10 protein-coding genes are annotated in these 15,044 nt (G+C 37.8%); 6 read left to right on the top strand and 4 right to left on the bottom strand.

Annotated elements, in window-relative coordinates; all coding sequences use genetic code 11:
* Positions 1 to 4: 4 nt before the first annotated feature.
* Positions 5 to 2,626 (bottom strand): DNA internalization-related competence protein ComEC/Rec2, encoded by a 2,622-nt coding sequence (locus KO505_RS00890; RefSeq protein ID WP_216053551.1) that lies wholly within the window; start codon positions 2,624 to 2,626, stop codon positions 5 to 7.
* Positions 2,627 to 2,827: 201 nt separating this feature from the next.
* Here KO505_RS00890 and KO505_RS00885 point away from each other — a divergent pair, with 201 nt between their 5' ends.
* The 3 genes from KO505_RS00885 to KO505_RS00875 all read left to right on the top strand — a co-directional run bounded on the left by KO505_RS00885 (position 2,828) and on the right by KO505_RS00875 (position 5,343).
* On the top strand, positions 2,828 to 3,361 hold the full coding sequence (locus tag KO505_RS00885; protein ID WP_216053550.1) for a DUF2062 domain-containing protein: 534 nt from the start codon (positions 2,828 to 2,830) through the stop codon (positions 3,359 to 3,361).
* Between the two features lie 59 nt (positions 3,362 to 3,420).
* The gene (gene pyrC / locus KO505_RS00880; protein WP_216053549.1) at positions 3,421 to 4,455 is read left to right on the top strand and encodes a dihydroorotase; all 1,035 of its coding nucleotides are present in this window, start codon (positions 3,421 to 3,423) and stop codon (positions 4,453 to 4,455) included.
* Positions 4,456 to 4,680: 225 nt separating this feature from the next.
* Positions 4,681 to 5,343, top strand: a complete 663-nt coding sequence (locus tag KO505_RS00875; protein WP_216053548.1) for a hemolysin III family protein — start codon at positions 4,681 to 4,683, stop codon at positions 5,341 to 5,343.
* A gap of 24 nt (positions 5,344 to 5,367) precedes the next feature.
* Here KO505_RS00875 and KO505_RS00870 read toward each other — a convergent pair whose 3' ends face one another.
* From KO505_RS00870 to KO505_RS00860, 3 genes are read right to left on the bottom strand one after another with little or no spacing between them, the layout of a single operon-like run.
* A complete protein-coding gene (locus KO505_RS00870) occupies positions 5,368 to 6,657 on the bottom strand; it encodes a lipoprotein-releasing ABC transporter permease subunit (RefSeq protein WP_216053547.1) in 1,290 nt (429 codons plus the stop codon).
* Positions 6,658 to 6,662: 5 nt separating this feature from the next.
* The gene (lolD, locus tag KO505_RS00865) at positions 6,663 to 7,376 is read right to left on the bottom strand and encodes a lipoprotein-releasing ABC transporter ATP-binding protein LolD (protein ID WP_371819935.1); all 714 of its coding nucleotides are present in this window, start codon (positions 7,374 to 7,376) and stop codon (positions 6,663 to 6,665) included.
* A gap of 4 nt (positions 7,377 to 7,380) precedes the next feature.
* Positions 7,381 to 8,673 (bottom strand): lipoprotein-releasing ABC transporter permease subunit, encoded by a 1,293-nt coding sequence (locus KO505_RS00860; RefSeq protein ID WP_216053546.1) that lies wholly within the window; start codon positions 8,671 to 8,673, stop codon positions 7,381 to 7,383.
* Positions 8,674 to 8,903: 230 nt separating this feature from the next.
* Between KO505_RS00860 and KO505_RS00855 the strand changes: the two genes are divergently transcribed.
* The 3 genes from KO505_RS00855 to KO505_RS00845 all read left to right on the top strand — a co-directional run bounded on the left by KO505_RS00855 (position 8,904) and on the right by KO505_RS00845 (position 15,025).
* Positions 8,904 to 9,524 (top strand): PilZ domain-containing protein, encoded by a 621-nt coding sequence (locus tag KO505_RS00855; RefSeq protein ID WP_216053545.1) that lies wholly within the window; start codon positions 8,904 to 8,906, stop codon positions 9,522 to 9,524.
* A gap of 648 nt (positions 9,525 to 10,172) precedes the next feature.
* A complete protein-coding gene (gene mfd, locus KO505_RS00850; RefSeq protein ID WP_216053588.1) occupies positions 10,173 to 13,676 on the top strand; it encodes a transcription-repair coupling factor in 3,504 nt (1,167 codons plus the stop codon).
* Between the two features lie 38 nt (positions 13,677 to 13,714).
* On the top strand, positions 13,715 to 15,025 hold the full coding sequence (locus tag KO505_RS00845; protein ID WP_216053544.1) for a CsiV family protein: 1,311 nt from the start codon (positions 13,715 to 13,717) through the stop codon (positions 15,023 to 15,025).
* The last annotated feature ends 19 nt before the right edge of the window (positions 15,026 to 15,044 follow it).

Here is a 15,044-nt window from a genome sequence, read left to right as displayed (position 1 = left end):
CATTCTACCGTATTTCTGATGTAAAACTAAAAGGATTTTGTTTTTTCCAAAATGGCTGCCAATGATTTAAATAACCACTCACGTTCAATTGAGTCTCTATGACTTTGTACTGGCTATGGTTAATTTCAAACCATGGTTTATCAAATTCCACTTTTATCATGCCGACTTGATTGGTTGAATATTGATTTACCTTGTTATTGGCACTTATTTTTGTTTGTTTGCTGTTAACTTGATTAATTTCATTCACCTCGGATGCCGTCATGCCTGATGCATTAAATCGTTGGATCACTTCCTTGGTTGGGAATCCAAACCGATTATTTACACCTGCACTGTGTAATACCTTAGTGGCTGACACCGCGTTAATAAAATCGCTAGTTGAAGAATATTTACTGCCGTGATGCGCGGAAATAAGTAAATCTGACTTTAAATTAATCTGCTGTTGGTTATGCATTTTAACCAATCTCCGTTCAATTTTAGCCGTGATATCCCCGGTTAATAACACAGATAAATGGGTAAGTTCATCGGTTAACTTAATCACACAACTGGTGTCGTTTTTTGACAGATCGTTTATGTCTTGATACGCAATATGATTGGGCCAAATGATGTCAATTTGAGTACGCCCCCATTTATACGATTGTGCTGTACAAGTCAGTATTTTGTCCTTGATATTCGCTTGTTTACCCAAAGCCTTAATATCACCGATGTGATCACTGTCATTATGAGAGATTACTATATGCCGAATATCAGTGATCCCTACCCCAACTAACATAGGTTGAACCACCGATTGTGTCGCATTAAAACCAGATGGGTAAATAGGCCCTAAATCGTAAATAAAAGCAGAGTGCCCTTGCTGGAATAATACGGACGTACCTTGCCCTACATCGAGTAGGTACATAGTTAATTTAGGTTGCAACGCCCTCGTTAGCCAGCTTGAGTCTTTTGGACTGCTGTTCCATGTTGGAAAACTCAAGCCAATTGGAGCAAGGACTAATATACATGGGAGTATTATAGATCCCGTTAATATAAATTTACTTTTTAGCGAGCGAAGGTTTTGAGTAAACGTAACCAAATAGACAGGGCTAACTAATAAAAGGCCGATTAACAGCAAAAACCAAAACCACAGACCGTTCGCAATATTTACCCAATAATGAAAAATAGAATAATGACTAAATACTGTAATTAATTGGTTAAGTAATGCATCAACCCCAAAAAATATATAGGACGATATGTCTATACCAACACCAACATTGTCAATCATGACAACCACCGTCCCTATAAATATAGCTGGCACAATGAACAAACTAAACAGTGGAATCGCGATTAAGTTGGTTAAAACACCAGACAGTGATACCCCTCCAAACCAAAACATCACAACAGGCACCATCCACAACGTAATAAACACCTGAAATTTAACTAAGTAAACCAACTTATTCATCAACTGCGTTAACAAAAAATGTATCTTTGATGTGAGTGCCCCGTCGGTTCGAAGCGCTTCTTGATAGCTCAAGTTTTTTTTTGATGGATATTTTTGAATAAATAACACGATCCCCAATACGGCAGAAAAGGTTAACCACCACGCTGCAGTTAAAATGGCGAAGGGATCCAATAACAAACTAAATAGAGCTACGAATAACAAAGCCTTTATTTTATTTACATTGGTATAACTGATATTAAGCAAGATCCAAAATGTGACTAATAATGCTGCTCTGGTGGCTGATATCGGAAAACTGATAAGTGCGATATAACTCCATAACACACTTAATATGAGCACTTGTACAACCATATACTGTAAAGATAAGCGCAAGGCTTTTAATAACCCCTTTATTAACAATTTAACGACTAGAAAAATGATGCCAATGTGTAACCCCGAAATCGCTAATAAATGGCTGATCCCCATATGATTATACCGTTCAAATTCTTGCGTTTTTATTAAACTGCGATTACCCAAGCCAATTGCCAAAATGAGACTTTGTGTGGCTAAATCATTGGTGGCTGACATTAGTTTGTTGGTGCTGGTTTGCTGGGTGTTAGAAAAAAGGCTTGTGGATTGAACGTTAGAATAACTTAAATAAGAGTGTACTGTTTTAATATTGCCACTTGCCTGAAACTGTTTAGAGAATAACCACTGATTATAATCAAAGCCAAATGTATTTTGATAACCATGTGCTTTGCTTACCCTAATTGTAGCAAGCAGCTCGTCCCCTTGTTGCAACAGTAATTTAGGTTTAAACCAATTTAAACGAACTTGAATATTGGCTTGATACCAAGCTCGTTCTACCGGCATTCCATCTATTTCGTCAATGATTACACTAAAGCTTTGCGATGCGTGGTTATCTTGTTTAACCACAACGGAACTCACTTTGCCTTTGATCATAAGTTGTTGTTTATCTTTAGTCACAAAATAATTGGCGTAATGTAGATTGGCTGTCAACATCACAAAACTGGCCCCCATCACAAATCCATTGATGGTCTTAATGACAAAGTGACCTTTTCTATTTCTTACTAGAGTGAGAGTTAACGCGAGAGTGATAAATAAAACAGCTAAAACGAGGTTAGTAGGCAATAAAATGGGAGAAAACAAAGCCGATAAATGACCTAGTATTAAAGCAACAATCCACCATTCCATGGCTAATTCCTATTTTATTGTTATAAAATGAAAGGTAAACTGCCACTGTTGTTTAGTGAAACATTTTTACAACAAATATAATTACAAATTGGTCAAATTAAGGTAAGTTTAGCCTAATTTTTTTATGTTGTAATTTAAGCATTAATCTGTGATTAAAGCGTTAAATCCTGCCAGCTCCTAACTGCCTAATAAGTGTAAAAGATGCCTAGAAAATTTATTAAACGGTTTTTACCAGACCACCAAAAAATAAAACAAAACAAAGCAATCAATATGTTTGGCACCTTATTGCACGATGCAAATTTATGGCATTTAAATCGTAAGTCAGCACGAGGCGCATTCGCAATAGGCCTATTTAACGCCTTTATTCCCGTGCCGTTCCAGATGTATTTATCTGCATTATTTGCGATCATCTTTAAAGTAAACTTACCGCTTTCAGTTGGTCTTGTATGGATCAGTAACCCGTTAACGATGCCACCATTATTTTATGGCTGTTATAAAGTTGGTGAATGGATTTTAGGTCCAACGGGACATAACTTTGCCTTCCAATTGAGTTGGGATTGGTTAGTTGCTAGTTTATCAACTATTGGCCCTACCTTTTTGTTTGGCTGTCTTGTCGTCGCCAGTGTGTGCGCCATTATTGGATTTTTTGGTATCGATATCTTATGGCGATATTCGGTGGCAAGAGCTTGGTCAGACCGAAAATTAAAACGTCTAAATAAAAATAAAGACAACTAATACGAATATAAATATCTCTGTGTATTTGCACTTAATAACTTCTAATTTCAGGATCAACAATGACTCAAATTACAATTCAAACACCAGATGACTGGCACTTACATTTTCGAGACGGCGATATACTAAACGAGACAGTACCTGCAACCGCTCGTTGTTTTCAACGTGCTGTTGTTATGCCTAATTTAGTTCCCCCTGTTACCAACGCAGCAATGGTAAGTGCTTATAAAGACAGAATATTAGCCGCACGACCACAAGGTAGTACTTTTGAGCCTATTATGACCTTGTATTTAACCAACGATACAAGTCGCGAAGATATTATTGAAGCCAAAGCCGCAGGCACATTAGCCGCTAAATTATACCCGGCAGGCGCTACCACAAACTCTGATGCAGCGGTTAGTGCACTTGATAGTTTATTTCCTATTTTTGAAGAAATGCAAAAACAAGGTATGTTGTTGTTAGTGCATGGCGAAGTCACGGACCATCACATAGATATTTTTGATCGTGAAAAAGAGTTCATTGATCAAAACATGATCCGTATTGTTAGTGCATTCCCTGATTTAAAAGTGGTGTTTGAGCACATCACAACTCAAGATGCCGTTGAATTTGTTCTCGCCGCCAATGACAACGTTGCCGCGACTATCACTCCACAACATTTATTATTAAACCGTAACGACTTATTAGTTGGTGGTGTGCGTCCGCATAATTATTGCCTGCCAGTATTAAAACGTAATACCCACCAGCAAGCGTTAAGAGCGGTTGTTGCGACAGGTAATAAAAAGTTTTTCTTAGGCACAGATTCTGCCCCTCATGAAAAAGACAAAAAAGAAAATGCATGTGGTTGTGCCGGTTGTTACAGCGCTTGGAGTGCAATTGAATTATATACCCATGTATTTGATGAGTTAGGGGCACTCGATAAACTTGAAGGTTTTGCTTCACATCATGGAGCTGATTTTTATGGCTTACCGCGTAACACCACAAGTATAACCTTGGTAAAAGAAGACTGGACGATTCCAGCCGAGATCACTTTACCAAACGGTAACCCTATTGTGCCATTTTTTGGTGGACAAACCTGCAGCTGGAAAATTAAAAGTTAAATATTGGTTTATACCAATTTCATAAAATACTTAGTCATTCAATTCAGAATATATAAACAATGAATTAAGCCGGAATGTTAAAACATTTCGGTTTTTTTATGCTTTAAGTTTAATGGCAAATATTTCATTAGATTTTATATGATTAAATTTGTAGCAGTAATATTCTTTCTAATGTCACAAACACCTGTTATCATTCGGCGAACACGTGTACGCTGAAAGGCCGTTATGAATAATAAATATATAAAAACACCAACAACAAAACTCGCAAGTTATTCCGTAAATGAAGAAATAGCCAACTCTGTCAGTCATGGCATTGGCGCTTTATTAAGTGTTGCAGGTTTAACCCTATTATTAGTTTCTGCTAGCGAGATTGAAAGCCTCACTTTGTTGTTTAGTTATTTGGTATATGGACTGAGTTTAACTAGCTTATTTTTAGCCTCGACTTTGTATCATGCCTTTAACCAACCTCAAGTAAAAAAGCTGTTTAAGCTATTTGATCATTGTGCCATTTATTTATTAATTGCCGGTACTTATACCCCGCTTATGGCAGTGACATTGGGCGGTACGTTAGGTTTTGTTATGTTAACGGTTATTTGGTTTTTGGCTTTGTTAGGCATAGGTTTTAAGATTAAATTTGGTTCACAATATAAAATAATTTCATTGGCCACCTACCTAGGAATGGGCTTTATTTCACTATTTTTTATATCAAGATTGTATGACGCGCTGGAACACAATGGTTTTATGTTATTAGCGTTTGGCGGATTAAGTTATGCCTCTGGCGTATATTTTTATGTGAATAAAAAAATACCGTTTAACCACGCTATTTGGCATATGTTTGTTTTAGGCGGCGCGATTTGTCATTTCTTTATGATCTACTTTTATGTTTAATGATAAGCCATAAAGATAGAGCTATCACCCTGAAATCAACTCCACCGGTGACAATTTAGATGCCCTGCTTGCAGGGTATAACGTCGCAAAATAGGCAATAATAAAGGCGGTAACTGACACAATAAGTACCTGCACAACGTCTAACTCTGTTGGTAAATAATCAATAAAATACACTTCACCATCCAGTGCTTTAACATTAAATAATTGCTCAACCACACTAAACAATTCTGGTATGCAAAGAGTTAACACTACTCCCCAAACCATCCCCCAGCCAATGCCTTTTATCGCAGTTAACATCCCCATCATGACAAACACTCGTTTAACAATCACCGGCGTTAATCCCATGGTTTTTAATATGCCTATGTCGCTGTGTTTTTCTTGAATCGCCATCGTTAATGACGACACGATATTAAAACAGGCCACCGACATCACTAATACCATGACTAAATACATAATGTCTTTAACCATCACTATATCGTTATACACATGGCCATTGGTTCTAAACCAGTCCAATACATACACATAATCTTGCAAACTACTGCCAATTTGACGAGCTATAATTTGTGCATTAAAAGGGTCGGTTAACGCAACTTTAATACCTTCAGCTTGTTGTTCTGTCCAATTAAACTTTTCTTGCACTGTGTCTAACGACACATAAACCTGGCCATAATCCATTTGGCCACCAATTTGATAAATACCAACAATTTTTGCTTTAAGGTATTTAGGCGCGGCAAGTTTGCCGGATGCTAAGGTATTGGGGATAAGTAATTCTATATCATCGTCAACTGCCAACGAGAGTTTGTCGGCTAAACCTTGGCCAATAACCGCTTCTACTGTATTCGGTTGTGTGGCTGATTGATTATCCGTTAACCAGCGCCCTGATTTTATATATTTGAAGGTGGCATTTACCTCAGTTTCTAATTTTGGTGAAACACCATGCAGCAATATGGCTTCTAAATCATTTTGCTTTTGCACCATCGCATTCACTTTTATATAAGGAGCTGCACCTAATACATTTGGGTTTTGTAAAATACTGTGTTGGGTAATGTGCCAATTAGGTAACGTTCCATTAACCGCTTCAAATTCTACATCAGGGACAACAGCTAACAGCGAGTTTTTTAACTCTCGTTCAAATCCGTTCATTATTGACAGCCCAATAATTAACGCGGCCACCCCCACACTTATGCCAACCTTGGATGCCCTATTAATAAAACGAATGTACTTATTTTGAAAAGCGGCATGGTAATAACGTTGAGCAAATGTCGCTGATAACTGTACCGATGGACTGAAAAAAGAAATAAATTTAGACATCATTAGATTTAACTTATTAACCCGTCATCGAGTTTTATCACTCGACTAAAGCGTGCCGCTAACTCCAAATCATGGGTTACTACCACCAAACTGGTGCCTAATTCTTGGTTAAGCTGCATAAATAACTTAAAGATCTGCTCGGCATTTTTTTTATCTAAATTACCTGTTGGTTCGTCTGCTAATACCAACTTAGGTTTGTTAACTAAGGCTCTAGCAATCGCAACACGCTGACGTTCACCACCTGATAACTGGGCTGGATTATGATTTAACCTGTGTGATAAGCCAACTAACTCCAATAATTTAGCGGCCTCTTTATTTGCTTCTTGGTTACTTACACCTTTTATTAATAAAGGCATAGCAACATTTTCTAATGCACTGAACTCCATTAACAAATGATGAAATTGGTAAATAAACCCCATGTTTTCGTTTCTAAACTGAGCTCGCTGGATTTCATTTAAGCCAGTTATATCTTGACCTAAAATTTTAACCACTCCGGATGTCGGTTCATCCAACATCCCCAGAATATGTAACAAAGTACTTTTACCAGAACCTGATTGTCCCAAAATAGCAATTTGCTCACCTTGGCGAATATCTAAGTTGATGCCTTTTAATACTTGGGTCATCAATGCCGGATCTTTAGATTTCGCGTCTAACACATCGGCATATTGTTTAATTACATTTTGGCATTCAACCAAGTTCATATCTGTTGTTTCATTATTCATTGTTTTACTCATAACGTAATACATCGGCAGGCATTAACTGTGCTGCCTTCTTGGCTGGGTAAATACTAGCTAATAGCGCCATTATGATGGCTAAACTAACAATATAAGTTAACTTCAACCAACTAAATTCTATAGGTAATCCAATCCCGGCCACGCCCAAAAAATTTAATCCTGTGGCAGCCATAAAACCATTTAAGTTTAAGGTTAATATCGCACCAATACTTCCACCTAATAAGGCACCAAAAACCCCGTTGTAGGCACCTTGCACAATAAAAATATTAGAAATAGTATTTGGCGTCATACCAAGAGTTTTTAGTATTGCCACTTCGTTTTGTTTTTTGGTCACCATCATGACTAATGCTGAAACAATGTTAAACGCGGCAACACATATAATTAAACTTAACATGAACCACATCATGGTTTTTTCCATTTTAACCGCATCAAATAACTTACCGTGCGTATCATGCCAGTTCTCAATTTTGTAATCGGACTTAGGAAAATATTCCGTTATTTGCTGTGCGATCTCATTCGCCAAAAATGCATCATTAAGCACTAACCGAATACCTTCATTGTCAGCCGGAGATTTTCTCATTAATCGGTTTAAATCTTGTGAGCGAACAAAGACTAACTGTTCATCTATCTCGCTTTCAGTATGGAACATATCAACAATGGTAAAAGTACGTTGTGACGGCATACGCCCTATCGGCGTGTAATGGCTTGTACCGCTGATCATTAACCTAATTTTATCGCCAACAGCCAAGCCATATTCCATAGCCATATATTGACCAACAACAATGCCATATTTACTATCCATAAAACGAGACCAACTGGCGGCACTGCTTGCATCTGGCGTAGTAGAATATTGACTTTTCGATAAACTATTTAGAACTCCTAATGGGATGGACTTGTCGTCACTGATGCCTTGTGCCATCACGCCTTTTAAATCGGAGGGTAATTGCATTATGGCGACAGATTGCACCAGAGGCAGCACTTGGATTATGTCTTGTTTAAACTCAGCGTTTTGAATCATGTCGTTAAATTGTTGTACATCAAGTGTGGTTGATGGAGCAGAGTTAGGTTGCGAGATAGGTTTTATTAGTACATGCGGCACCGCACCTAAAATACGTTGTTTTAAAATACCTTCAAACCCATCCATCACTGACATCACTAAAACCAGCGCTAAGACGCCTAATGCGATGCCCGCCATAGAGAAAAAAGAGATGAAACTGATAAATTTTCCGTCTTTGGCTGCTTTGGAATACCGTAAACCGATTTGTAAACTAATTGGAAAGTTCATTGAGATTCTATTGAGTTGGTTACATTTAAATATAGTTAAGTCGAAATTGCCTAAGCGGATCAATTATTTAATGTAATTAAACATAAGCTTCGATAATATGGTTTTCATTGTTAAAGTACAAGCGATACCAAAGGTCATATAGAGTTGTTCGTTCAGCTAAAATCAATCGCCTTATGAGATTTGGTATTACGAGTTGTCGTAACTGGTTAGTAAAACCTTAGAGTAATAGTATGACTGAACAAGACTTAGAACTGTTTTCAGAGTATTTCCAATTAGAGCATCAAATTCCTGTCAATATCAAAGATGGTGGCGATTGGGATTCAATCCCAACCATGGATCAGTTTGAAGCCATGATCCCAACCCCATATAAAATAGCGTCTGAAATGAAAGGTTTAGAACAAACTATGTTACGTCCACTGCGTCAACTTGGTGACGTGATTGAACCTTTAGCTGAATACCTAAAAGCTCAAAGCCGTAAAATAGATTTAATGATGAGTTATATCTTACAAGGCCAAGATGACGACGACTTAAAATTTCAAGCGAGCTCATATGGCGGCGGCGGTTTTGTATTTCAATCGGAACAAGTATTTACACTAAATAACTGGATCCAATGTAAGTTATTTTTTAATGAAGAAGCCGCTGCGGTTTTTTGTTTAGGGAAAATTGTAGAGGTTGAAACGATTAGCCCAGATGAAGATATTGTAAATAACGAACCCCCAGCAACATCATATACTTACAAAGTCGTGTTTCACCGTATCCGAGATGAAGACCGTGAAGTGGTGGTAAGAGCATCATTGCATCAACAATCAAAGTTGTTATTGAACAAAACCAAACAGAGATCTAATAAATAAAATTGCTGGCTAATATGAAAGTTGAAGAGTTAAATATCTAGTACAAAAGAGCGAACAGCTAAAATCACTTTTGATTTTGATTTTGCCCCTCCATCTTAATATTCCTGAAATAAACTAAATTTTCCAAAATATGAGACATTAATCCATGGATGGATGTAAGTAGAAAAACGCAGGACGCAGTTGCGAGGATGTCGAATACAGGCTTGTTTTTCACATCATGGATGATGGGATATTATCGAAACAAGGATGTTTAATTAGATGACCAAGGGACGAATGTAAATCCCGTTTTTGAAGATAAAACTGAATTGTATTGAAGATATGAATATTAATTAGGAGCGGCGCTCTGTTTAATTATAAAAAGTCGCCTACCTTTTTTGGCTGTTAAAAAAAGGTATGGTCGTCGTCAAGGTGAAACCTTAAAGTCCTTACAAATTCAATTTAACGGTAATTTCACAAAACGAATTAAAAGCACTCAATCTATTTAACAAAATTCCCCCCATCATTCACGTCATCTGGCAGATAGGATGCCAAAATGAAAAACAACTCAATGCCGGATTCTTTTTTTATCATGCCAATCAAGTTACACTAACGTCATTATTGTCGTTTGTTATGGAATAATTAGTGTCTAACAAGGTTTCAACCGCATCCCTGCCGTTAACAAAACTCACCAATTTACCAATACCTAAAGCCTCTACCGCAACTAAGTCTGACAAGATCTCTTGGGGTCGTCTTACCGGTAGCAGTAAAACGTTAGCTATTGCAGAAAGTGCATTATATTCAGACCGAGTAACTGTCGTCATTACAGAGAGCACTCCGGCGGCACACCGATTAGAAGCTGAGATATTATCTTTAGTACCAAATGACTTTAACGTATTTACTTTTCCTGATTGGGAAATACTGCCATACGACACGTTTTCTCCGCATCAAGACATTATTTCACAGCGACTTTTAACTTTATATCAATTGCCAAAAATGACCAAAGGCATAGTGATAGTGCCTATTAGCACTTTGATGCATTTTTTAAGTCCGGTTGAGTATATTCAGGGCAATAGTTTTATTTTTGCCGCAGGTGACACCAACAATATTTCGGCGTTAACACTGCAATTAGAAAGTAACGGCTATCGTCACGTGGAACAGGTTATTGAACATGGTGAATTTTCAGTACGAGGATCCATCTTAGATTTATTCCCAATGGGCAGCGACCAACCATTTAGGTTGGATTTTTTTGACGATGAAATAGATACCATCAGGTACTTTGATCCTGAATCTCAGCGCAGTAAAGATAAAGTCGATTCGATAAACTTACTGCCAGCTCATGAGTTTCCTTTAGATAGTAAAGGCATAGAGTTATTTAGAAATAATTACCGCGAAGCCTTTACCGTTAGAAACGAAAAAGACAGTTTATATAAGTTAGTCACCGAAGGCAGTTTCCCTGCCGGGATTGAATATTACTTACCGCTGTTTTTTGACTCAGTGGCAACCTTGTTTGATTATTTCCCAACTAACAGTCAAATCATCCAAGTGGGTGATATCAAACAACAAGCGGAACATTTCCTTGCCGATATCGAACACAGATATAACAATTTAAATGTTGATTCGTTACGTCCCCTATTACCACCAAGTCAGTTATTTTTGGAGATCAATAAAGTATTTGGTCAATTCAATAATTGGCCATCGATCAAACTTGAAAAAGGTGTATTACCAGCTGGTGCCGGGAAGTTCAATGCCAATACCGAAGCCGTTCCTGACATTGTTATTGATAGCCAATTAAAATCACCATTTAATAAAATAATCGCCTATGTGTTAGAACAAAAAGAACAACAAGGTCGCATTATATTTAACGTTGAATCTCCAGGACGACGTGAAACCTTATTAGAACTGTTAAAACAAGCACAATTAAAACCCACACAACACCCAACTATCAGCGACTTTATCCAGTCTAATTCTGATATTGGCATTGTAATTACCTCGTTAGAACACAGCTTTAAAATGCTGGCGTTAGTCGAAAATAATTCAGTACCGATTACCTTTATAACGGAAACAGAATTATTAGGCGGCCGTGTAAGCCAGCGTAACCGTAATAAACGCCAGAAGAATATATCTACTGATGCATTAGTCAGAAACCTAGCTGAGTTAAAACTGGGCCAAGCTATCGTACATATTGAGCATGGGGTAGGACGTTACCTTGGGTTACAAACTATAGATGCAGGCGGCATGGCCAGTGAGTTTGTCACCATAGAATACGCGAATGAAGCTAAGTTATATGTTCCGGTAGGCAATCTACATTTATTAAGTCGCTATTCTGGCGGCGATACCGAATCGGCTCCGTTGAATAAACTAGGCTCAGATGCCTGGGAAAAAGCCCGTAAAAAAGCCGCAGAAAAAATCAAAGATGTGGCCGCTGAGTTATTGGATATTTATGCTCAGCGTGCAGCAAAACCGGGTTATCAATACAGCTTAGATCGTGATGGGTATCGTCAATTTTCGGCCTCTTTCCCTTTTGAAGAAACCGACGATCAACAAAGTGCCATCAACGCAGTTATCAACGACATGAAATCTAAAAATGCTATGGATAGACTGGTTTGTGGTGATGTTGGTTTTGGTAAAACTGAAGTGGCAATGCGAGCAGCTTACGTTGCAGTTAATGACGGTAAACAAGTGGCGGTATTAGTGCCAACCACATTATTAGCACAACAACATTATGAAAACTTTTCCGACCGATTTGCCGACTGGCCAGTGAAAGTCGAAGTATTATCCAGATTTAAGTCAGCCAAACAGCAAACTGAAATTTTAGAGCAGTTAAAAGACGGTAAAGTCGATATAGTCGTTGGCACACATAAATTAATACAAGACAACATTAAGTTTAAAGATTTAGGTTTACTGATCATAGATGAAGAACACCGATTTGGGGTGAAACAAAAAGAAGCGATTAAAAAACTGCGTGCTGATGTAGATATATTAACGCTGACCGCTACGCCGATTCCAAGAACGTTAAACATGGCCATGAGTGGCATGCGAGACTTATCTATTATTGCAACACCTCCAGCAAAACGTCTTGCGGTTAAAACCTTTGTCCGTAAATACGATTTGGAGTTAATTAAAGAAGCCATCATGCGTGAAACCAATCGTGGTGGTCAGGTTTACTTCTTACATAACAATGTTGAAACCATAGAACAACGCGCCAAAGATATAGAAGCGTTAATGCCTGATGTAAGAGTTGTGGTGGCCCATGGTCAAATGCGAGAGCGTGATTTAGAACGCATCATGAGTGACTTCTATCATCAACGATATAACGTATTATTGTGTACAACTATCATAGAAACCGGCATTGACGTACCTACCGCCAATACCATTATTATGGAACGTGCTGACCGCTTAGGTTTAGCGCAGTTACACCAATTACGTGGCCGTGTGGGACGTTCTCATCATCAAGCCTATGCTTATTTATTAACACCGCCACCTAAATCAATAACCAAAGATGCGATTAAACGTTTGGAAGCGATTGAATCACTAGAAGACTTAGGTGCAGGATTTGCCTTAGCCACACACGATTTAGAAATACGTGGTGCTGGTGAGTTATTAGGTGATGATCAGACCGGTCAAATACACACAATTGGTTTTACTTTATACATGGAAATGTTAGAGCAAGCCGTTGAAGCCCTTAAACAAGGCAAAGAACTCACCTTAGATGCCTTAAACGCGAAGCAAACCGAAGTTGAGCTACGCATACCAGCTCTATTGCCAGACAGTTATATTCACGAAGTAAACATACGTTTAAGTTTATACAAACGTATTGCTACATGCACTAATGTGGATGAGTTGAATGAAATTAAAGTGGAACTTATCGACCGTTTTGGTTTATTACCAGATGCGGCTAAAAATTTATTTACCGTTGGTGAGTTTAGGCAAAGAGCGCAAAAGTTAGGTATTACTAAAATTGAAGGTGGACCTCGAGGTGGTAGTATTACCTTTGGTGACAACACTAAAGTTGACCCAGTATTTATCATTAGTTTAATTCAGCAACACCCTAGTGTTTATAAACTGGATGGCGGTAACAAACTTAAGTTTGTACTGGAAAATAAAGATACCGAGGATCGGATAAAACTGATAAATTCGATGCTTAATGACTTTGAGCACAAACTTAAAAAATAGCACGTCAGCGACTAATTATTTTAGTAAAGGAAGTAAACTTGGATCTGTTTAACATTGAAACGTTTAAAGTAAAGATTAAGGCATTAATGTTAGTGTCTGTTTTAGCCCCTGCGTTTTCATTTACAAGTAACTTGACGGCGCAAGAAGACGCGTCAACACGAGTTCCAACAGAAGAGCTTGTGGAAGGCATTAAGTCACGTGATGGTCGTTGGTTTGAAGTAGAAATGATCATTTTTAAGCGCACCGATAACGTTAACTTACGTGAACAGTTTTCACAAAATGTAAAATCATTAACCAAACGTCGACAATGGGATCTTGTACGTGATTTATTACAACCTGATATCTCATTATTATTAGCGGGTTTGCCAGAATGTCATCATGATAAAAATCCACTGGCGAATATAAACCCCGACGCCCCACTGTCACCACAAGAGTTTTATACTCAAATGAGCGGTTATCAAGAGTTAATTAATAACAAATGGCAGTTTACTAATGAGCTGTGTTTGATGCCGAGCGAGTCATTATCAGGTTATTGGCAGTTAGTGAACAATGTGCCTTTATTTGAGAAACCGATTAACAGCCAAGTTCCACTTGATGTTATTCCAACCAAAGTAACGGCTGGGGATCATGATGACTTTCATAATGTTTATGTGTTAGCCGAACAAAATTTACAATTAACGTCGCACTTTAATAAACTGAAAAAAAATCCTAATACGGAACCTATGCTGCATATAGGTTGGCGTCAACCGGGTTTATCTAAACGCGAATCTCGTCCGGTATACCTAGTCGCTGGGCATAATTATACTGAACGATTTAGATACGACGGTTCAGAAAAATTAATCTTTAAACAAGATATGGATGATGAACCAGAAACCACGCCTCTTGAAAATGTGGCACCTGATTTAAATAACGATGTCAGAAATAACGTTACAAACTTTATGAAAAAACTGCAATCAGGCGCTGTGGTCGATTTCAAAAACAGTTCACTGATTTACCCAAAACAAAATGCATTACCTGATGAAACTTGGCAACTTGATGGCTTTATTCAAGTGCACTTAGATCATTATTTGTATTTAGAGGGGCAGTTTAATTTCAGAGAATTAAGCCAAGAGGTAATTAATCCTGAGCAGTTTTTGGCGAAATTAACTGAAGATAAAGCGATGTCAAAGGTCGAGGCCGAAACGAGCACAGATGTGTCGACGCAAGTTACTAATGAAGAGTTAGTAACGATTAACTACTTAAAAAATTACAACTTCAAACAAACTCGAAAATCTTATTCAGGGGATCTTCATTATTTAGATCACCCCAAAATGGGCATATTGATCCAAATTCGTAAATATCGTCATTAATCACCACTTTATAAAACGA

Source organism: Psychrosphaera sp. F3M07 (assembly GCF_018860345.1).
Taxonomy (GTDB): Bacteria; Pseudomonadota; Gammaproteobacteria; order Enterobacterales; family Alteromonadaceae; genus Psychrosphaera; species Psychrosphaera aquimarina.
Note: the sequence above shows the minus strand (reverse complement) of the source record. Positions and strands in the feature narration are given on the sequence as shown.

Coding starts and splice junctions, on each gene's coding strand:
- KO505_RS00890 (WP_216053551.1), bottom strand. CDS start 2,626: ATGGAATGGTGGATTGTTGCTTTAATACTAGGTCATTTATCGGCTTTG.
- KO505_RS00885 (WP_216053550.1), top strand. CDS start 2,828: ATGCCTAGAAAATTTATTAAACGGTTTTTACCAGACCACCAAAAAATA.
- pyrC (WP_216053549.1), top strand. CDS start 3,421: ATGACTCAAATTACAATTCAAACACCAGATGACTGGCACTTACATTTT.
- KO505_RS00875 (WP_216053548.1), top strand. CDS start 4,681: ATGAATAATAAATATATAAAAACACCAACAACAAAACTCGCAAGTTAT.
- KO505_RS00870 (WP_216053547.1), bottom strand. CDS start 6,657: ATGATGTCTAAATTTATTTCTTTTTTCAGTCCATCGGTACAGTTATCA.
- lolD (WP_371819935.1), bottom strand. CDS start 7,376: ATGAATAATGAAACAACAGATATGAACTTGGTTGAATGCCAAAATGTA.
- KO505_RS00860 (WP_216053546.1), bottom strand. CDS start 8,673: ATGAACTTTCCAATTAGTTTACAAATCGGTTTACGGTATTCCAAAGCA.
- KO505_RS00855 (WP_216053545.1), top strand. CDS start 8,904: ATGACTGAACAAGACTTAGAACTGTTTTCAGAGTATTTCCAATTAGAG.